The organism is Streptosporangium sp. NPDC023963 (assembly GCF_040639135.1).
In the GTDB taxonomy this organism is placed as follows: Bacteria; Actinomycetota; Actinomycetes; order Streptosporangiales; family Streptosporangiaceae; genus Streptosporangium.
On the sequence record NZ_JBEZZK010000002.1, the window covers coordinates 1,089,881 to 1,109,294 of the forward strand.

A 19,414-nucleotide genomic window follows, 5' to 3' on the forward strand; every position below is an offset into this window, starting at 1 on the left:
GTTCCATGGGCAAGTTGATCAATCCGGCGACCGGCGACCTGCTGCGGGAGGTGGCCGACACCCCGGTCGAGGAGGTGGCCGCCGCCGTGCGGCGGGCCCGCGCGGCGTTCGAGGAGTGGAGCACGGCGACCCCGGCCGAACGGTCCAGGGTGCTGCTGCGCTTCGCCGACCTCGTCGAGGGCGACGCCGAGGAGCTCACCCGGCTGGAGGTCATCGAGACCGGCAAGCCCGCCGCGGTCTTCCGCGACGGCGAGCTGCCGTTCGCGGCCGACAACCTCCGCTTCTTCGCCGGCGCGGCCCGCTCGCTGGACGGCACCGGCGCGGGGGTGCTCAGCTCCGGCTACACCTCGGTGCTGGTGCGCCGCCCGGTCGGGGTCGTGGGATCGATCGCCCCCTGGAACTTCCCTCTGGTCATGGCGGTGTGGAAGATCGGCCCCGCGCTGGCGGCGGGGAACGCGGTGGTCATCAAGCCCGCCCCGCAGACGCCGGGCACCACGCTCAGGATGGCGGAGCTGTTCGCCCGCGCCGGCGCGCCCGACGGCCTGCTCCAGGTCGTCCTGGGCGACGCCGAGGTGGGGGAGGCCCTCGTCGCCGACCCGGGCGTCGACATGGTGAGCGTCACGGGCTCCACCGCGACCGGCCGCGCCGTCATGCGCGGTGCCACCGGCTCCCTGAAGCGGGTCCACCTGGAACTCGGCGGCAAGGCCCCGGCGCTGGTCTTCGGCGACGCGGACCTGTCGGAGATGGCGAGGGGCGTCGCGATGGGCGCCACCTACAACACCGGTCAGGACTGCACGGCCGCGACCCGCGTCTACATCTCCCGCGACGTGTACGACGAGGCCGTCGAGGCGCTCCACGCGACGCTGGCCCAGATCACGGTGGGCGACCCCTGGGACCCGGCCACCGACATCGGCCCGCTGATCTCCGCCGGGCACCGCGACCGGGTGCACGGCTTCGTCGAGCGCTCCGTCGCCGCGGGCGCCTCCGTGCTGCACGGCGGCGTCCCCCTCGAGGGGCCCGGGTTCTACTATCCGCCCACCCTGGTTTCCGGCGCCGCGCAGAACAGTGAGATCGTTCAGGGTGAGCTTTTCGGTCCGGTCCTTGTGGCACTGCCCTTCGACGGTGAGGACGAGGCGGTACGGCTGGCCAACGACACCCCCTACGGGCTGGCCTCCTCGGTCTGGTCCAGGGACGTGGCGCGGGCACTGCGCGTCTCGCATCGGCTCGACGTGGGCGTGACCTGGGTGAACGACCATCTGCCCATCGCGTCCGAGGCGCCGCACGGCGGGGTCAAGGGAAGTGGCTTCGGCAAGGACATGAGTCAGGAGGCGGTTCAGGAATACTCTGTGACCCGCCATCTGATGATCAAGCACCAGGCTCCGGAGGTGAAGGATTCCTTCCGGCCCGCCTGAAAACTTTGATGCCGTATGTCCCTTTTAAGGGGATATGTCGGCACTTACTCCATTCGAAGTGACATAAAGGATGTGCTCAAATTGCTTCCGCCGCTTCCAAATCCGGCGAGGGGTTACGTAGGCCAGTGATGACACAAGACCGCCGGAGCCACCGCGCGTCAGGGGTGGGCAGTCGACTCCTGCCGGCGAACTGGCGCGTGCGTCCCCGTCTGGTCGCGCTGATCCTGCTCCCGACCGCCGCGGCCGTGCTCCTGACCGGCCTCCAGCTCACCACGGCCCTGTCCACGGCCGACGAGTACCGCCGGATGAGCGAGGTCGCCTCGCTGGTCGAGTCGCTCGGCACCCTCTCCCACGAGATGGCCGAGGAACGCGACCTCACCGCCTGGTCCATCGCCGCCAAGACCCGCACCAACCTGGGCAGGGTCAAGGAACAGCGCGAGGTGGTCGACCGGAGCAGGAACCAGACGCTGGCCGCCATGGACGCCCTCGACGCGTCGCAGGCCGCCCGCGTCCGCACCGAGGTGGCCCAGATCCGCCGCTGGCTCAACGGCCTCCCGGGCCTGCGCAGGCTGATGACCGACGGAAGCGTGCTCCCCCGGGCGGCCCTCGGCATGTACACGCGGATGATCACCGACTTCATCACCCTCCACGACGACCTGGGCCGCAGCGGCGGCGACGAGCGCCTCATCGGAGACGCGCTCGCGCTGGGCGCGCTGACCCGGGCCAAGGAGCAGGTCGCCAGGCAGCGCGGCACCCTCATGGTCAGCTTCCTGGACCGCAAGTTCGACTTCGACGACCCCGCCGACCTCCTCGGCGCGTACCGGAGCCAGCAGAGCGAGGAGAACGCCTTCCGGGCCACCGCCTCCGCCACCGACATCAAGGGCTTCCGCGACGCGGTCACCGGCCCCAAGGTCGACCAGGCCGACTCCGTGCGCGCTCTCGTCATGTCCCTCATGCGCGAGAACAAGCCGCTGGAGCGGATGGCCGGCCGCACCTGGTCCGCGAGCGCCAACACCTGGTACGGAGCCTCCACCTCGATCGTGGAGGGCATGCGGACCCTCGAGCGCCGCCTGGCGTCCGCGGTCGTCGCCCGCAGCCAGGAGATGGAGAGCGCCGAGCAGCGCAGCGCCGTGATCTCCGGCGCCTCGATCCTGGTCCTGCTGGTGCTGATCCTGCTCATCACCGCCTGGGTGGCCGGCACGCTCGTCCGGCCGCTGCGCAGGCTGCGCAGCGAGGCGCTCGAAGTGGCCGACACCCGGCTGCCCGAGACCGTCCGGGTGCTGCGGGAGTCCGGTGACCACGCCCCGAACGTCGAGGTGCCCTCCATCGGAGTGGCCTCCCGCGACGAGATCGGGGAAGTGGCCCGGGCCTTCGACGAGGTCCACCGCGAGGCCATCCGGCTCGCCGGTGACGAGGCCCGCCTGCGCAGCAACATCAACGCGATGTTCGTCAACCTCTCCCGCCGCACCCAGTCGCTGGTGGAACGGCAGATCGACCTCATCGACGACCTGGAGCAGGGCGAGCAGGACGAGGGCCGGCTGGGCAGCCTCTTCAAGCTGGACCACCTGGCCACTCGCATGCGCCGCAACTCCGAGAACCTCCTGGTCCTCGCCGGCCAGGAGCAGAGCCGCCGGTGGAGCGAGCCGGTCCCGCTCAGCGACGTGGTCCGCGCCTCGCTGTCGGAGGTCGAGAACTACGAGCGGGTCAACCTCCGGGTCGAGTCGGGTATCTCGATCATCGGCCAGGCCGTCAACGACATCGTCCACCTGGTCGCGGAGCTCGTCGAGAACGCGATCTTCTTCTCGCCGCAGGACACCAAGATCACGGTGACCAGCAACGGCAACGAGATGGGCGCCGTCATCCTGGCGGTCACCGACTCCGGCATCGGCATGAGCGACGAGGAACTGGCCGAGGCCAACCGCCGCCTGGCCGAGCCCCCCGCGGTGGACCTGTCGGTCTCCCGCCGGATGGGCCTGTTCGTGGTCGGCCGCCTGGCCATGCGCCACGGCATCAGGGTCCAGCTCAGGCGTCCGGACACCGGCGGCCTCAGTGCCGTCGTGCTCCTGCCGGTGCAGGTGGTGGCCCAGTCCACGATGATGCCCGAGATGGCGATGTCGGCACAGGGCATGCCGTCCGGCTCCTTCGGGGGTCCGGCGGGCTCGTTCGGCTCCATGTCCAGCATGTCGAACATGTCCAACCAGGACTCGTTCGGCACGGTGAACCCCGACCCGTTCGGCTCCGTCCCGAACCCGGACCCGTTCGGGACCGGGATCGGGGCCGGGCGGGGTACCCGGCCGCAGGCCGGTCCCGGGACGCCGCCCGCCCAGGCGCCTCCCCAGGTGCCGGCGCCGACGTCCGCGGACCTGTGGTCCGGGCCGGTGGTGCCCGCCTCCGCGGTGGAGGACCTGTGGTCGTCCCCGCTGGCGTCGACCGCGCCGCCGTCGTTCCCCTCGGCCTGGCCCGACCCGCCCGCGATCGACCCCTGGACGCCGCAGCGGCTGGAACCGATGGAGAACACCCAGGCCCTTCCCGTGGTCGAGGTGCCGCCGACGGAACCGGAGCCCGAGGAGTTCCTGCCGATCTTCGCGGCGGTGGGCTCCGACTGGTTCCGCAGCAGCGCGTCCGTCGCTCCCGAGCCGGAGCCGGAGGCCGCTCCCGAGCCCGTGGCCGAGGTCAGGCCACGGCCGCTGGAGCAGCGGGTCAGGCGGGGCCCGCAGGGGCTGGAGACCCAGAACATCCCGCAGATCACGCATTCCTCGCCACCGCCGCAGCAGCAGTCCCAGCCGCTGCCGCAGCGGACGCCCCAGCAGCAGGCGCAGCCGTTGCCGCAGCGCACGCCCCAGCCGACGCAGCAGCCCAGGCCGGCCGAGCCGGCGGCCGAGAGGCAGCCGTGGAGCACTCCCTCCGACCAGGGCTGGGCGGCCGCCGAGGTCGCCAAGAAGCCCGTGGAGGGCGGCGTGACAGGAGCGGGCCTTCCCAAGCGGGTGCCCAAGGCGAACCTCGTTCCCGGGGCCGCCTCGGCGGCTCCGGCGGCTCCGGCCCCCCCGATGCCGCCGATCTCGGCGGAACGGGTGCGCAGCCGTCTATCCAGTTTCCAGCAAGGCGTACGGCAGGGACGTGCTGAGATGAGCGAGCGCGCCAACGCCGTCGAGGGAGAGAACCAGCAGTGAACAACCAACTCAGCCAGGCCGCTCGCGGCTTCAACTGGCTGATCACCGAGTTCGTCAAGGAGATGCCCGGAGTGGCGCACGCGGTGATCGTCTCCGCGGACGGGCTCCCGCTGGCCTACTCCCAGGGTTTCCCCAAGGACAGGGCGGACCAGCTCGCCGCGATCACGGCCGGTCTGATCAGTCTCACCCAGGGGGCCTCGCGGGTCTTCGAGGGCGGTCCCGTGGCACAGACGGTGATCGAGATGCAGCGGGGTCTCCTGCTGACCATGTCGATCAGCGATGGTTCCGCGCTGGCCGTGCTGGCCTCGCCGGACTGCGACATGGGCCTCGTGGCCTACCAGATGACATTGCTCGCAGAGCGTGCCGGCCAGGCCCTTACGCCTGCGCTCCGGGCCGAGCTGCAGTCGGTTCAGCGATAGGGGGGTGATATGGACGCACCAGGTTGGCGTGGCCCGGAAGAATCTCTGGGCACGTCCCAGGCCAAGAGCGGGCGAGATCGTTTGATCCGTCCGTATGCTGTGACCGGGGGCAGGACCGCTCCTCGGATGCAGCTGGCTCTCGAGGCGCTGGTCTCCTCGGCGACGTTCGCGGGCGTGGATCCCACCACGCTCTCCACGGAATATCAGGCGATCATCTCGCTGTCCCGGCAGGTGCGCTCGGTTGCCGAGCTCTCCGCCCTGTTGCGCATGCCTCTCGGCGTGACCCGGGTGTTGATCGCGGACATGGCGGCCGAGGGCTTGGTGCAGATCCACCAGCCGTCGCTGGATGCGGGTAAACCGGATCTCAATTTGCTTGAAAGGGTGCTCAGTGGGCTTCGCAGGCTCTGACGCCGGAATGACGTCGACGAAGATCGTCGTTGCCGGCGGGTTCGGTGTCGGCAAGACGACCTTCGTCGGCGCGGTCTCCGAGATCATGCCGCTGACCACGGAAGCGGTGATGACGGAGGCGAGTGCGGACGTCGACGACCTCTCGCACATTCCGACAAAGCGGACCACCACGGTCGCCATGGACTTCGGCCGGGTCTCGCTGGACCGTGACCTGATCCTGTACCTGTTCGGTACGCCGGGTCAGCACCGGTTCTGGTTCATGTGGGACGACCTCGTGAAGGGCGCGATCGGCGCGATCGTGCTCGTCGACACCCGGCGGCTGGCCGACAGCTTCCCGGCGATCGACTACTTCGAAGAGGCCGGCCTGCCGTTCGTCGTGGCCCTCAACGGGTTCGGCGGATCGCACGTCCACGGTGAGGAGGAGGTGCGGGAGGCTCTGACGATCTCCCCGCACATCCCCATCGTCCGGACCGACGCCCGGTCCCGCGACGCCGTGAAGTCGACCTTGATCACCTTGGTCGAGCACGTTCTCACCCTCCGGGTCTGACGTTCCGGCGCGGGTCTCGTCCTCATCGGGACGAGGCCCGCGCTTTTGACGTTTTCGATGAGTCCCGCTTCTGAGGAGACCTCACTCCTTTTGAGAAGACCCTCACTCTCGCGGAAGGCGGAGGCCGTCCGGCCCGCCTGCCCGTCCGGTCCGTCCGGCCCGCCGGCCAGTCCTGCCCGCCCGGCCAGTCCGGTCCGTCCGGCCCGCAGTGGGCACCGCGACGAAACCGGCACTGGTCGGCGCTGGTCGGCGCCGGGCCGTGGGCCTTCGGCCGCGCGCCGACGGTGACCGCGCCGAGGGCCTCGAGCACGTTCACCGCGATCTTCTCGCTCCTGAGGTCCCCGGATTCCCCGATGGGCGAGTCCTTGACGACGCCGATGGTGAGCCCGGCCTTCTCCGTGCCCGCGCTGTCGGCCGGCCTTCCGCGCCGGCGCCGGAATCGCCGCATGGGGCGAGGGCGGGGGCGACGACGGGGCCGATGAGATAATTACGGACGGAAATCCGATCCTTATAGGTTTCCCTTAATCGGGGAGCCGCGTCCTGTCCATTGGCAGAAGCGTCCTGTCCGTCGGCAGAATCTCATGCGTGAGGACGGCGCATCTCATGTGTGAGGACGGCGCGGCATGACGGCGCGTCGGCCCGGCGGATGGATGGCCACGAATATAGACACGTCACTTATATCGGAATATAGGGCGTAAATATATTATTTGTGCGCACGGCTGGGTCATGCCCGGTGGTACTGGAAGAGCGCCGCCGGATTGCCGGGCGTCCGCCGGACCGGAACCCCGTCCACTTCGACGGTTTTGTCGGTCGGCCCGGCGAGGCCGGTGATCGGGCGCGGCGGGGTGGACTTTGCGCAGCCGGAAGGGCCGGCGACGCGGAGAGACTCACCTTCGGCGACGCTCGGTTCGAGCCCGTCGACGGCCCGGTGCGCTCTCGCCACCGCCGTAGGCGCGGGCGAGACCGGCGATTTCGAGGACGGTGATTCCCGGGGGGTGCGACTCGCTGGAACGGGTGCGGGGACTCGGGCGGAGCTCATGGCACCCGGTGATGCCATGTCCGGTTCGTGCCACCCTCTCGATCATTGTGAAATATGTTCTAAATCGGAAATTTGATGACAGAATAGCGGAATTCGTATTATAGATATATATGTGGGTTAGAATCCTGCCGTTCCTCGTTCCGAAGATCGTTTCTTCATGCTGTGCGGCCTTGGGGGATCCATGAGATTACGCTCGTCCATTGCCGGAATTCTGGCGCTGGCACTTATCGCGGTCACCGGATGCGGCGGCGCCGAGGAGCCCGCCGGGGGCGCCGGCGGCTCCGGCCCGGAGAAGGTCAAGATCAATGTCGGCACGATCCCGGTCCTCGACACGGCCCCGCTGCAGATCGCGATAGAGAAGGGGCTTTTCAAGAAACAGGGTCTCGATGTCACGCTGAGCATGCTCGCGGGTGGCGCGGAGGCCATCCCCAAGCTCAAGGGCGGCAGCCTGGACGTCAGTTTCGGCAACTACGTCTCCTTCTTCGGCGCCCACGCCAAGGGTGCCATCGACCTCAAGATCGTTTCCGACGGCTTCCGGAGCGCTCCCGGGACGCATACGATCATGGTCGCCAAGGACAGCCCGGTCCGGACCGTGGCCGACCTCAAGGGCAGGACCATCGCGGTCAACACCAAGCGCAACATCGCGACGATGCTGGCCCGGGTGGCCGCCAAGGCGCACAACATCGAGCTCGACGAGGACAAGAGCTTCGTGGAGTTCCCCTTCCCGGAGATGGAGAGCGTGCTGAAGGCCGGCACGGCCGACGCCGTCGTGGTCGTGGAGCCGTTCGGCACCTTGATCGGCCGGTCCATCGGCGCCCGGGTCCTCTGGGACCTCTCCCAGGGCCCGACCGCGGACTTCCCGATCGCCGGCTACGCGGTGACCTCGGAGTTCGCCAAGGCGAACCCCGACACCGTGGCGGCGTTCCAGCGGGCGATGGCGGAGGCCAAGGCGCTCGCGGCCGACCGGGCGAACGTGATCGCGGCCATCCCGAAATACACCAAGATCACCGCGGACACGGCGGCCGACCTCGCCTTCGGAACCTTCCCCACCACGCTGGACGCCACAAGTCTCCAGCGGGTCACCGACGCCATGCGCGAGTCCGGCCTCCTCGACGAGACGCTCAACGTGCAGGACCTCATCGTCGCCGGCACGTGAACAGAAAGCGTGTCGTCCGGGGGGTGATCGGGGCCTGCGCGGCGATGGTCCTCGCCGAGACGGTCATCCGGCTGGGGATCGCCGACTCGGAGGTCGTGCCACCGGTCTCGGTCGTGCTGCTCCGCTCCGTCACGCTGGCGGGGGACCCCCTCTTCCTCGCCGGTGTGGCGGACACGGTCCTGGCCTGGCTGATCGGCCTGGCCCTGGCCGTCGTCGTGGCGGTCACCGCCGGGGTGGTGCTCGGATCGGTCCCGTGGCTCAGCACGCCGAGCCGGGTCGTGGTGGAGTTTCTCCGCCCGATCCCCTCGGTGGCGTTGATCCCGCTGGCGATCCTGCTGTTCGGGGCGGAGACCGAGATGAAGGTGTCCCTGATCCTCTACGCGGCCTCCTGGCCCATCCTGCTCAACACGCTCTACGCGCTTCGCGACGTGGACCCCGTGGCGAAGGACGCGCTGCGCAGTTTCGGGTTCGGTCCCCTGGCTGTGCTCTGGCGGGTCTCGCTTCCCAGCGCGGCGCCGTTCGTGGCGACCGGGGTGCGTGTCTCCGCGGGCATCGCGCTGGTCGTGGTCGTGAGCGCCGAACTGCTGAGCGGCGGCACGAGCGGTCTCGGCGTCTTCCTCATCACCGCGGGCAGCTCCGGAGGCAACACCGACGTGATACTGGCCGGTGCGGTCTGGGCGGGAGCGCTCGGCCTCGTCGTCAACGCGCTGCTGCTCCGGGTGGAACGCGGCCTCTTCGGCTGGCACTTCGCGCGCGCCGAGGAGACGGAACGATGAGCCGGGCCGGTACGGCGGCGCGCGGTGCCATCACCGGGGTGGTGTCCCGGTTCTGGCTCGCGGCCGCGTTGATCGCGATCTGGGAGGTGGCCACCCGGATCGTCCAGGAGAGCTACTTCCCGCCGCCGTCCCAGATCGTCGCGACGATGTACGAGCTGTGGTTCTCCGGTCCGGCGAGCCGATTGTTCCTCACCCAGGACGCGCTGGACGACTTCGGGCACAGCCTGTACAACCTCTTCGGAGGATGGGCGCTCGCCTGTCTCGCGGGGGTCGCCGTCGGCGTCGCGCTGGGCCTGTCCCGCACGCTGGCCGACTACGTGGAGCCCATGGTCCACTTCGGGCGGGCGGTTCCGCCGCCCACCCTGATCTCCTTCTACATCGTGGCGTTCCAGCTCGGGACGCCCATGCAGGTGGCGACCATCGTCTCCGGAGTCATCTGGCCCGTGCTGCTCAACACCACCGACGGCGTCCGTACGGTGGAGCAGCTCCATCTGGACAGTGCCGAGGTCTTCGGGGTGCGGGGGATCCGCAGGCTGCTGTGGATCGTCATCCCCGCTGCGGCTCCCAAGATCGTGGCCGGGCTCCGGATCAGCCTGGGCCTCGCCCTGATCCTGATGGTCCTGTCCGAGCTCATCGGGAGCACCGTGGGCATCGGCTCGCTTCTCATAGGCGCCCAGCGCAGCTTCGAACTGTCCCAGATGTGGGCGGGAATCATGATCCTGGGCGTGCTGGGATACCTGCTCAACGCCGTCTTCGTGGCGGTGGAGAAGCGGGCGCTCAGGTGGCACCTGAACGCGCGGAACGAGACATGAACCCCCGACGGACATCGAGGACGCCATGCGAGTACTGATCATCGGAGGTGGCATCGGAGGGCTCACCGCCGCGCTGAGCCTTCATGCCGCGGGTATCGACTGCGTGATCGCCGAGTCGGCCGTGGAGTTGCGCCCGCTGGGGGTGGGCATCAACCTGCAACCCCACGCCGTCCGGGAGCTGACCGAGCTCGGCCTGGGGGACGAGCTCGCGGAGACCGGCGTGCCGACGGGTTCCATGAACTTCACGGACAGGTTCGGCGGAACGATCCTGTCGCTGCCGCGTGGAAGGTTCGCGGGATACAACTGGCCCCAGTACTCCGTTCACCGCGGTGAGCTGCAGATGCTGCTTCTTTCCGCGGTGCGTGAACGGCTCGGCGCCGGTGCCGTCAGGACCGGGCTGCGGCTGGAGGACTTCGAGCGGTACGAGACCGGGCCCGCCGGGCCCGCCGGGACCACCGGCGTCACGGTTTCGCTGCGCGACGTGCGGACCGGTGGGCACCTGAAGGAGACGGCCGACGTCCTCGTGGGCGCGGACGGCATCCACTCGGCCGTGCGTGCCCGGCTGCATCCCGGCGACGGGCCGCTGCTGTGGAACGGGATCCGGATGTGGCGGGGGACGGCCGAGGGGGATCCTTTTCTCGACGGCACCACGATGATCGTCGCGGGTTCCAACCTGTCGGCGAAGTTCGTGGTCTACCCCATCTCGCGGGCCCGGGCCCGGGGGAGAGTGCTGATCAACTGGGTGGCCGAGGTGATGACCGCCGAACCCGGCCCCGTCCCGGCCGCCGACTGGTCCAGACCCGGCCGCCTGGAGGACGTGCTCCCGCATTTCGACGGCTGGAGACTGCCCTACCTGGACGTGCCCGCGCTCATCTCCGGTTCGGAACGGATCCTGGAGTACCCCATGGTGGACAAGGACCCGCTCCCCCGGTGGGGAGCGGGCCGGGTCACCCTGCTGGGAGACGCCGCGCACCCGATGTACCCGGTGGGCGCCAACGGCGGCTCGCAGGCCGTGCTGGACGCCCGGGTCCTGGCCAGGGAGCTGGCCGGCGCGGCCGATCCGGCCGCGGGACTGGCCGCGTACGAGAAGGAGCGCAGGACCGCCACCACGGGGCTCGTGCTCGCCCATCGCGAGCTGCCCATGGAGAGGACCATCGCGCTGGTCGCCGAGCGGGCGCCCGGCGGGTTCGACGACATCGCGGACGTGCTCACGCCGAAGGAACTGGCGGAGATGGCCGCCGCCCAGCAGAGGATCACCGACGTGGACGTGAGCGCCCTCAACGCCCGTTCCTCGTGGAACGCTCGTTATGCAGGTACGTAGGAGACTCTGGTGACGGGTGGCCCGGGCCGGTGACCGCCGAACCTGTCACCATGCAGCCCTGTCACCACGCAGCCCCGTCACACAGGCAGGGCCTCCACGATGGAGGCGCCCTGGGGCAGCTCCACCTGCCGGCCGAGCCGGAAGTCGGAGGCCTCCAGCAGCGCGGCGTACTGGGAGGCGCTGCGCTCCATGCCGTCCCCGAACAGGGCGAGCATGCGCATGTCGATGTCCTTGCTGATGTGCGGCCGGTCGTCGTCGGGCACCACGGCCTCCACCAGCAGCACCCGGCCGTCGTCGGAAATGGCCTTACGGACATTGCGCAGAATCTGCACCGAGTCCTCGTCGGACCAGTTGTGGATGACGCTGCTCAACAGATAGGTGTCTCCGCCCTCGGGCACCGAGGCGAAGAAATCGCCGGAGACGAATTTGCACCGGTCTTCAAGAGCGGCCTCGGTGAAGAATCGCCTGGCGTCGTCGACCACCTGTTCCTGGTCGAAAAGAATGCCCGCGACATTTGAATACCTGTTCAAAACGGAGGCCAGGATGTGGCCCTTGCCGCCGGCCACGTCCACCAGCGTGCGCACGCCGGAGAAGTCGTAGCGCTCGGCCACCGCCTCCGCGAAAGGCTTGGCCCGGACCACCATGTAGTCGTTGAACAAAGCCCCTGCCTGGGGGTTGGCCTTGAGGTAGCCGTACAGCGGGCCGTACCGCTCGGCGAACCCCGACCTGCCGGTGCGGGCGGTCTGCGGGACCTTGCCCATGCCGTACCAGAAGCCCTCCTCGGAGATCATCCGTACCGCCGGGCGCAGCGAGCCCGGCACGTCGTCGCGCAGGGTGGCTCCGGCCTCGGTCAGTTCGTACACGCCGGGCCGTACCGTCGCGACGATGCCCATGGAGGCGAGTTCGCGCAGCACCCTGCCGAGCGCGCGCGCGTCGGCGCCGCAGCGCCGCGCGAGCTCGTCGACGTCCAGGGGCCCGTCGCGCAGGTGGTCGGCGCAGCCGAGCTCGGCCATCGTCGCGAGGGCGGCGAAGCGGGAGACGCCGCCGATCGCGTCCCAGACCGGTGCCTGTGGGTTGCTCATGGAGATCCTCTCTGTGTGGCGTGCGGATCCGTGAGGGGGACCGGCACGCCCGGGTCGGGCGTCCACGCCGGAGCGCCGGTGCGCCCGGGCGGGGGGCGCGCCGGCTCCGGCGGGTGTTCTTCACGGCACCGTGAGCCGGGCCCGTCAGTGGTTCGCAGGCGGTCCCGCCGCGGTCCGTGACCGTGAGCCGGGGCGGGGGCCGGTGCCGGGCCGGGCTCAGCGGGCCTGGGCTCAGTGGGCCCGGGCTCAGTGGGCCGGGGTGGACGGGCTGGGGATGCCGCGCACCAGGCGGCCGACCTCGGCGCGCAGGTGCACGAAGTCGGGGTGCTCGCGGGTGGTGATCTGGTCGCGCGGTCCCGGCAGGTCCACGCGCAGGTCGCCCACGATCCCGGCGGGGGCCTTGGACAGGACCACGACGCGGTCACCGACGTAGACGCTCTCGTCGATGTCGTGGGTGATCAGCACGATGGTCATGTTGTGCAGGCCGCGGACCCGCAGGGTCAGGTCCTCCAGGTCCTCGCGGGTCTGGGCGTCGACGGAGCCGAACGGCTCGTCCATCAGCAGCAGCGCCGGCCGGTAGGCCAGCGCGCGGGCGATGGACACCCGCTGCTGCATGCCGCCGGACAGCTGCCACGGGTACTTGGCCGCGGCGCCCTGCAGCCCGACCTCCTCCAGCGCCTCCAGCGCGGACTCCCTGCGCCGCTGCTTGTCCAGACCCCTGCGGCGCAGCGGGAGCGAGACGTTGTCGGCCACCGACATCCAGGGGAACAGGGAACGGCTGTAGTCCTGGAACACCACGGCCAGGTTGTCGGGTGTCTGCTCGACGCGGGTGCCGTTGAGCGTGACCTGGCCGCCACTGGGCCGGATCAGCCCCGCGATGGAGCGCAGCAGGGTGGACTTGCCGCACCCGGAGGGGCCGACGACGCACACCAGCTCGCCCTGGGCGACCTTCAGGTCGATGCCGCCCAGCGCGTTGTGCGCGGTCGGCCCGCTGCCGTAGGTATGGGACAGGTTCGTGATTTCGAGCACAGCAGGTCCTCAGGTCGTCTGCTTGGCGGATCGGTGCCAGGACAGGACACGTCGCTCGGCCGCCAGGAACGCCGAGTTGAACGCGTATCCCAGGACGCCGAGCACCACGATGGTCGCCCACACGCCGGGGAAGTCGTACGACCTCTGGGCGTCCAGGAGCTGGTAGCCGATCCCGTCGGTGCTGCCGATCAGCTCGGAGAGCACCATGAGGATCAGTGCCAGCGACAGGCTGACCCGGAGCCCCGCGAAGATCTTCGGCATGGCCGAGGGCAGGATGATCCGGAACAGCCGCTCGCGGCCCGTCAGCCCGAAGACGCTCGCGGTGTCCAGGTGCTGGCGGTCGACGTGCCTGGCGCCGTCGCACGCGTTGATCAGGACCGGCCAGACGATGCCGAACGCGATGAAGTTGATCTGCATCCGCGGGCCGATGGCGAACAGTGCCAGGAACAGTGCCAGCAGCATGGGCGGGGGAATGGCGCGGGCGAACTGCACCAGGGGGTCGACGAGGCGGAAGAGCAGCGGGGAGCGGCCCAGGGCGACCCCGAGCGCGATCCCGACGACCCCGGCCAGCACCCACCCGGCCAGCAGCCGTCCGACGCTCGCGGGGATGTTCTCCAGCGCCGCGTCGGTGAGCCAGAGCCGCTCCGCGGGGCCGGTCAGCCACAGCGTGTACGCGCTGGCCGCGATCTCCGACGGAGGCGGGAAGCCCAGCGCCTCCAGGTGGCGGGTGAGCAGCTCCCACAGCGCCACGACGGCCGCGACCGGCCACACCCGGCCGACGACGCGCATCGCGCCGCTCATCACACCACCTCCGTACGGGCGGTGTGCCAGCGGAAGAGCCGCCGCTCCGCGGACACGAACAGGCCGTTGGTGACCAGGCCGATGACGCCGGCCCACATGGCGGCGGCGATGACGTACTCTGTCGCGTCCACGCCGCCCGCGCTCTCCAGGACGTAGCTGCCGATGCCGTCGGCGCCGCCGCCGAGCAGCTCCGCGCTGATCGCCACGATGAGCGCGATCGCCGACGCCAGCCGGACGCCGGTGGCGATGAAGGGTGCGGTGCTCGGCAGGGAGACCCGCCACAGCACGGCCGGCCTGCCGAACCCGAAGCTGCGGAGCGTCTCCTTGGCCAGGGGGTCGACGTCCTTGAGGCCGTACATCGTGTTGATCAGGATGGGCCAGGTCGCCGCGTAGACGACCAGGGTGACCTTCATGTCGAACCTGTCGGAGAACACGACGAGGGCCAGCGGGATCAGCGCGATCGACGGGATCGGGCGCAGGAACTCCACGATCGGCCGCAGCGCGCTCTCCACGCGGGGCAGGGTGCCGAGCAGGAACCCCAGGGGCACCGCGATCACGACTGTGATCAGCAGCCCGGTCGCCCACGCGCCGAGGGTCGAGACGACGTCGGAGAGGAACTCCCCGTCCACCACGAGAGCGGCCGCCCGGCCGAGCACCGTGGAGATCAGCGGGAACGCGAGCGGGTCGATCAGCCCGGTCCGGCCCGCGGCCTCCAGGACGCAGAACAGCCCCGCGACGCCGAGGGCGCCGCAGAGCAGTCTGCTGTCGAGCGGGTTGCGTCTTGTCACCCGAGGTTTCCGGGGAGGATGGTCTTGGCCTCGATCGGGCTCGTGAGGTAACCCTGCTCCAGCATGAGGTCGGCGACCCGCTGCAGGCGGGTCTCGTCAAGGCTGGTGGGGAAGGAGCCGAGCGTGATGACGGCCGCGGTCGCCGCGTCGATCTGGGTGTAGTCCGGCAGGATCTCCTCGACGGCCTTGCGGTCGGTTGCGGCGATCTGCTGCGCCTTGGCGATCGCGCGCTGGAAGGCGGCGACCGTCTTGGGGTTCTCGGTGGCGAACTTCTCGGTGACGGCCACGCCCGCGATGGGGAAGTCGGCGGTGGAGTCGACCATCGTGTCGGCGAGCTTCTGGGCGCCGATCTTCTTCTGCGCCGCGGTCAGGGCCGGCTCCGTCATCCAGGCGGCGTCGACGGTCTTGTTGGCCAGCTGGGCACCCATCTCGGGGAAGGAGAACTCGACGAACTCCACGTCCTTCTCGGTGAGACCGTGCGTCTTGAGCACCGTCGTCACCGCCAGGGTGCCGATGTTCTGCTTGCTGTTGACCGCGATCTTCTTGCCCTTGAGGTCCGCGGGCGTCTTGATCCCGGAGTCCTTCGGCACCATGAGGTTGAACGAGTTCGGGGCGGCCTGGTAGAGGTCAGAGATGATCTTCATCTTCTGGCCCTTGGAGACCGCCAGGAAGGTCGAGACGTAGTTCGTCTGCGTGGCGTCGAAGGTGCCGCCCATGAGACCCAGCTGGGCCTGGGCGCCGCCGGGCACCGGCTCGATCTCGACGGTGAGCCCTTCCTCCTTGAAGAAGCCCCGCTTCTTGGCGATGTAGAGCGCCGCGGAGTCGGGGATCGGCAGGGCCCCCATCTTGATGGTGGCCTTCTCCAGGCCACCCGCGTTCGCGGCGGTGGTGGGGCCGGCGGGGGTCTCAGAGCTTCCGCAGGCGCTCAGCGCGAGGGCGGCGGCCACTCCCGCGATGACGGCCCGGCTCGCAAGTTTGAACCTCATGGGTCTCCTTAGCTGCGTTTGACCGCCCCTGCCGGAACTCGCGGTGACTCGGGCGACATGGAGGGGGTCCCGGGAGGCATGTTGGTCAAGGGGGGTATGCCGACCGCCGATCAGAGTAGCGGAGTAGATCAGTCAAATTACAAATATTGCCCCTTCCGCCCCTAAGCCACAAAAGGGTCACAGGGCTCCCGGTTGCCACACTCGTATCAATCGCCGATGGGCGGATCTAGCGGGCGCCGTGAAAGAAGTCAATAAATCTGTTTCGCAACTTTGTGGAAGTTTGCGGTTACAGGACGGAGAGTCATCGCCCGGTTGCGGATGCTGTGTGCCTGTTAAGTGAAGAATGCGAGTTATGTGCTGTTGGCCGAACTCATCCGGCTGTGCTCCAATAACCCCTACCCCATGGATGCGTCGGCGTCACTCGCACATCATTGCGTGACGCGATCCCCTCCAAGCAGACGATCCGAGGAGAGGCAGCGGAGGCCAGTGAGGACAGCGTCAATCCCCAGCGAACGCGAATCCGGGCTGGCACCTGCCCTGGGATTCGACAACCAGGGGGGGCAGCCGCGGAGCGGCGCGGGTCAGGACCTCGACGGTCGTGACTCCGAGAAGTCCGAGAAGAACGGCAGCAGGCTCGCGCTCAAGAACTGGCGAGTGAGATCGCGGCTGGTCGCGCTCATCGTCATCCCCACCGTCGCCGCGATCGTGCTGGGCGGCCTGCGGGTCACCACCTCGATCAGCAGCGCCGCCGAGTACGAACGCGTGCGCGCCACCGCCGAACTCACCGCCGGCCTCAGCGACCTGGTCGACGAGCTGCAGCTCGAACGTGACCTGTCGGCCCGGCACGTGGCGGGAGGCAGGCAGGCCAGCAGCAGGGCGAGCGTACGCAAGCAGTACGAGTCCGTCGACCGGGTCGCCGGGGAGGTGAGCCCCCTCGTCAACAGGGCCATGGCCGACAGCGGCCTCCTGGAGTCCCTCGGCGCCCGGGGCCAGACCGAGCTCACCCAGATCCGCCGCCGCATCGACGAGCTCAAGAGCTTGCGCGAACTGGCCGCGGGCACGGCCACCCAGGTGCCGGCCCAGCCCACGATCGCCATGTACTCCCGTACCATCGCGGACCTGCTGGCCCTGCACGACGAGATCATCCAGGGTGTCTCCGACCAGGACCTCACCGGCAGCGCGGCCGCGTTCGCCGCGCTGACCAGGGCCAAGGAGCAGGCGTCCCGGGAGCGGGCGAACCTCACCGCCGCCCTCGTCGTCAGGGAGTTCAGCGCCGAGGGCCTCAACGCCATGCTGGCCGCCCGGGCGCAGTTCGACAGCGAGCTCGCGACCTTCCGCTCCGAGGCGTCGATCCAGCAGCGCCAGCTCTACGACGACACGGTCAGCAGCCAGAAGAAGGACCGCGCGGCGGCGACGCGCGCCCGCGCCATCTTCCTGGCCCTCAACGGCCGGCCGCTGGTGAACGTCGACGTCTCCAAGAGCGGGCTCAACGACCTGCCCTCCTGGTTCGACTCCTCCACCCACATCATCGAGCGCATGCGCGTGGTGGAGGAACAGGTCGCCAGGACCCTCATCACGCAGAGCTCGGACCTGCAGGCGTCCGAGCAGCGCGGCGCGCTGATCGCCGCCGGCCTGAGCGGACTGCTGCTGCTCCTCGTCCTGATCGTCACCGCCGTCATGGCGAGGTCGCTGGTCAGGCCGCTGCGCAAGCTCCGTACCGAGGCGCTGTCCATCGCCGGCCAGCGTCTCCCCGAGACCGTCCAGACGATGCGCGAGAGCGGCGAGGCCTCGGCCGCCGACATCACCCCGATCGGTGTCGCCTCCGACGACGAGATCGGTGAGGTGGCCCGGGCCTTCGACGAGGTCCACCGTGAGGCCGTGCGGCTGGCGGGCCAGGAGGCCACGCTGCGGAGCAACGTCAACTCGATGTTCGTCAACCTCTCCCGGCGCAGCCAGACCCTGGTCGAACGCCAGCTCTCCCTCATCGAGAGCCTGGAGCAGGGCGAGCAGGACGAGGGCCGGCTCGGCAGCCTCTTCCGGCTCGACCACCTCGCCACCCGCATGCGCCGCAACTCCGAGAACCTCCTGGTCCTCGCGGGCCAGGAGCCCGCCCGCCGGTGGAGCCAGCCGGTCCCGCTCATCGACGTGGTCCGCGCCTCGCTGTCGGAGGTCGAGAACTACGAACGGGTCGACCTGCAGCTGTCCGCGGGCGTGTCCGTGGTGGGCACCTCCGTCAACGACGTCGTCCACCTGGTCGCGGAGCTCGTGGAGAACGCGATCTCCTTCTCCCCCCGCGAGACCAAGGTCATCGTCTCCAGCAACCGCATCGACGGCGGCGGAGTGATGGTCTCGGTGACCGACATCGGCATCGGCATGACCGCCGAGGAGCTCTCCCAGGCCAACTGGCGGCTGGCCAACCCGCCGGTGGTGGACGTCTCCGTCTCCCGCCGGATGGGCCTGTTCGTGGTCGGCCGCCTCGCCCTGCGGCACGGCATCCGCGTCCAGCTCAGGCAGCAGGACAGCGGCGGCCTGACCGCGATGGTCCTGCTCCCGGAGAACCTGCTCGCCGTCACCAACCGCCCGGGCGGGACCTCCCCCAGCATGCAGAGCGGCGACTGGGCCGGGTCCATGGCCTCCATGGACCGCCCGCCCGTGCTGGCCAGCCCCACCGCCCCCCCGATGCCGTCCTTCGCCTCGTTCGAGGCCGCCCACCAGAACTCGTTCGCCTCCTTCGACATGGGGCAGCAGTTCAACTCCTTCGAGGCCTCGCAGTCTCCCTTCGGAGGCGGCCAGTTCGGGCAGGCACCCGTCGACACCCCCTGGCCGGGACAGGTACCGCAGCCCGGCACCGACCCCGGCCACGGCTGGCCGAACGCCTCCCAGCCCGACCCCTCGGGGTGGCGGCAGGGACAGGGCGGGCCCCGCGGCGACGCGGGGACGTGGTCCACGGGCCCGAACACGGCCCCGCGCAGCGACGCCCCCGTCTGGCCCGGCGGTCAGCAGAGCAGGGACACCGGCTCCGACGTCTGGTCCACCTCCTCGCGCGGCGACTCCGGAGGCTGGCCGTCCACCGGCGACTCCGGGCCGTTCGGGCGGCGCGTCCTCGACCCGGCGGACAACACCGGCCCGCTGCCGGTGATCCCCGACGCCTCGCCCATGGAAGAGGCGAAGGAGGAGTTCCTGCCGATCTTCGCGGCCGTCGAGTCCGACTGGTTCAAGAAGGTCGAGCCGGCCCCGGCCGTCCAGGAGCGGGTCGAAGAGGCCCCCCGGGCCCAGGCCCAGGCCGTTCAGGAGACCGTCCAGCTCTCGCAACCGGCCACCCCCGCACCGGGCGGCTGGTCGTCGCCCGCCGACGTGGGCTGGCAGGCCGCCAAGGCCGCCAGCGAGCCCTCGCTCGGCGGGGTCACCGGTTCGGGGCTGCCCAAGCGGGTGCCCAAGGCGAACCTGGTACCCGGTACGGCCGCGCCCGACCTGAGCGCGGCCCCCCAAACTCCCGTGCACCGGCCGACGGTCTCCCCCGAGGCGGTGCGCAGCAGGCTGGCGAGCTTCCAGCAGGGAGTACGGCAGGGTCGCGCGGCCGCCAGGGGCGGCGCCGGAGACGGGCGGCCGTATCCCGACTTCGGCCGGGATGTTGAAGGAAACAAGGAGGACCGGTGAGCGAGCTCATC

15 protein-coding genes are annotated in these 19,414 nt (G+C 69.9%); 10 read left to right on the forward strand and 5 right to left on the reverse strand.

What is annotated here, in order from left to right; all coding sequences use genetic code 11:
• Nucleotides 1-5 precede the first annotated feature (5 nt).
• The 9 genes from AB0F88_RS10775 (at nt 6) to AB0F88_RS10815 (ending at nt 11,060) form a co-directional block, all read left to right on the forward strand.
• Nucleotides 6-1,412 carry an aminobutyraldehyde dehydrogenase gene (locus AB0F88_RS10775; protein ID WP_362680279.1) on the forward strand — a complete coding sequence of 469 codons (1,407 nt, stop codon included), beginning with the start codon at nt 6-8 and terminating at the stop codon, nt 1,410-1,412.
• A gap of 197 nt (nt 1,413-1,609) precedes the next feature.
• The gene (locus AB0F88_RS10780; RefSeq protein WP_362680282.1) at nt 1,610-4,582 is read left to right on the forward strand and encodes a nitrate- and nitrite sensing domain-containing protein; all 2,973 of its coding nucleotides are present in this window, start codon (nt 1,610-1,612) and stop codon (nt 4,580-4,582) included.
• On the forward strand, nt 4,579-5,001 hold the full coding sequence (locus AB0F88_RS10785; RefSeq protein WP_030906232.1) for a roadblock/LC7 domain-containing protein: 423 nt from the start codon (nt 4,579-4,581) through the stop codon (nt 4,999-5,001). The genes AB0F88_RS10780 and AB0F88_RS10785 overlap by 4 nt, the downstream gene beginning before the upstream one ends.
• 9 nt (nt 5,002-5,010) lie before the next feature.
• Nucleotides 5,011-5,409, forward strand: coding sequence for a DUF742 domain-containing protein (locus tag AB0F88_RS10790; protein ID WP_362680287.1), 399 nt, complete (start codon nt 5,011-5,013; stop codon nt 5,407-5,409).
• A gap of 7 nt (nt 5,410-5,416) precedes the next feature.
• The gene (locus tag AB0F88_RS10795; protein WP_350948706.1) at nt 5,417-5,956 is read left to right on the forward strand and encodes an ATP/GTP-binding protein; all 540 of its coding nucleotides are present in this window, start codon (nt 5,417-5,419) and stop codon (nt 5,954-5,956) included.
• A gap of 1,220 nt (nt 5,957-7,176) precedes the next feature.
• The gene (locus AB0F88_RS10800; protein WP_362680290.1) at nt 7,177-8,151 is read left to right on the forward strand and encodes an ABC transporter substrate-binding protein; all 975 of its coding nucleotides are present in this window, start codon (nt 7,177-7,179) and stop codon (nt 8,149-8,151) included.
• Nucleotides 8,148-8,927 (forward strand): ABC transporter permease subunit, encoded by a 780-nt coding sequence (locus AB0F88_RS10805; RefSeq protein ID WP_362680294.1) that lies wholly within the window; start codon nt 8,148-8,150, stop codon nt 8,925-8,927. Before AB0F88_RS10800 ends, AB0F88_RS10805 begins: the two co-directional genes overlap by 4 nt.
• On the forward strand, nt 8,924-9,739 hold the full coding sequence (locus tag AB0F88_RS10810) for an ABC transporter permease (protein ID WP_362680297.1): 816 nt from the start codon (nt 8,924-8,926) through the stop codon (nt 9,737-9,739). The genes AB0F88_RS10805 and AB0F88_RS10810 overlap by 4 nt, the downstream gene beginning before the upstream one ends.
• Before the next feature lie 25 nt (nt 9,740-9,764).
• On the forward strand, nt 9,765-11,060 hold the full coding sequence (locus AB0F88_RS10815) for a flavin-dependent oxidoreductase (RefSeq protein WP_362680300.1): 1,296 nt from the start codon (nt 9,765-9,767) through the stop codon (nt 11,058-11,060).
• 77 nt (nt 11,061-11,137) lie between these two features.
• Here AB0F88_RS10815 and AB0F88_RS10820 read toward each other — a convergent pair whose 3' ends face one another.
• From AB0F88_RS10820 to AB0F88_RS10840, 5 genes are all read right to left on the reverse strand, one after another.
• Nucleotides 11,138-12,142 carry a methyltransferase gene (locus tag AB0F88_RS10820; RefSeq protein ID WP_362680303.1) on the reverse strand — a complete coding sequence of 335 codons (1,005 nt, stop codon included), beginning with the start codon at nt 12,140-12,142 and terminating at the stop codon, nt 11,138-11,140.
• A 246-nt stretch (nt 12,143-12,388) separates the two neighbouring features.
• On the reverse strand, nt 12,389-13,171 hold the full coding sequence (locus AB0F88_RS10825; RefSeq protein ID WP_362680306.1) for an ABC transporter ATP-binding protein: 783 nt from the start codon (nt 13,169-13,171) through the stop codon (nt 12,389-12,391).
• A gap of 9 nt (nt 13,172-13,180) precedes the next feature.
• Entirely contained in the window at nt 13,181-13,972 is a 792-nt protein-coding gene (locus AB0F88_RS10830; RefSeq protein ID WP_362680309.1) for an ABC transporter permease, read from the reverse strand.
• Nucleotides 13,972-14,760 carry an ABC transporter permease gene (locus AB0F88_RS10835; protein WP_362680312.1) on the reverse strand — a complete coding sequence of 263 codons (789 nt, stop codon included), beginning with the start codon at nt 14,758-14,760 and terminating at the stop codon, nt 13,972-13,974. The genes AB0F88_RS10830 and AB0F88_RS10835 overlap by 1 nt, the downstream gene beginning before the upstream one ends.
• Complete coding sequence (locus AB0F88_RS10840; RefSeq protein WP_362680315.1) at nt 14,757-15,746, reverse strand: ABC transporter substrate-binding protein; 990 nt, start codon at nt 15,744-15,746, stop codon at nt 14,757-14,759. The genes AB0F88_RS10835 and AB0F88_RS10840 overlap by 4 nt, the downstream gene beginning before the upstream one ends.
• Before the next feature lie 486 nt (nt 15,747-16,232).
• On the opposite strand from AB0F88_RS10840, the gene AB0F88_RS10845 reads away from it, so the two are divergent.
• On the forward strand, nt 16,233-19,403 hold the full coding sequence (locus AB0F88_RS10845; RefSeq protein WP_362680319.1) for a nitrate- and nitrite sensing domain-containing protein: 3,171 nt from the start codon (nt 16,233-16,235) through the stop codon (nt 19,401-19,403).
• The last annotated feature ends 11 nt before the right edge of the window (nt 19,404-19,414 follow it).

Excerpts from the sequence above, each read along its gene's own strand:
- AB0F88_RS10815 (WP_362680300.1), top strand. The coding sequence starts at position 9,765 with ATGCGAGTACTGATCATCGGAGGTGGCATCGGAGGGCTCACCGCCGCG.
- AB0F88_RS10830 (WP_362680309.1), bottom strand. The coding sequence starts at position 13,972 with ATGAGCGGCGCGATGCGCGTCGTCGGCCGGGTGTGGCCGGTCGCGGCC.
- AB0F88_RS10790 (WP_362680287.1), top strand. The coding sequence starts at position 5,011 with ATGGACGCACCAGGTTGGCGTGGCCCGGAAGAATCTCTGGGCACGTCC.
- AB0F88_RS10800 (WP_362680290.1), top strand. The coding sequence starts at position 7,177 with ATGAGATTACGCTCGTCCATTGCCGGAATTCTGGCGCTGGCACTTATC.
- AB0F88_RS10820 (WP_362680303.1), bottom strand. The coding sequence starts at position 12,142 with ATGAGCAACCCACAGGCACCGGTCTGGGACGCGATCGGCGGCGTCTCC.
- AB0F88_RS10775 (WP_362680279.1), top strand. The coding sequence starts at position 6 with ATGGGCAAGTTGATCAATCCGGCGACCGGCGACCTGCTGCGGGAGGTG.
- AB0F88_RS10810 (WP_362680297.1), top strand. The coding sequence starts at position 8,924 with ATGAGCCGGGCCGGTACGGCGGCGCGCGGTGCCATCACCGGGGTGGTG.
- AB0F88_RS10795 (WP_350948706.1), top strand. The coding sequence starts at position 5,417 with ATGACGTCGACGAAGATCGTCGTTGCCGGCGGGTTCGGTGTCGGCAAG.
- AB0F88_RS10840 (WP_362680315.1), bottom strand. The coding sequence starts at position 15,746 with ATGAGGTTCAAACTTGCGAGCCGGGCCGTCATCGCGGGAGTGGCCGCC.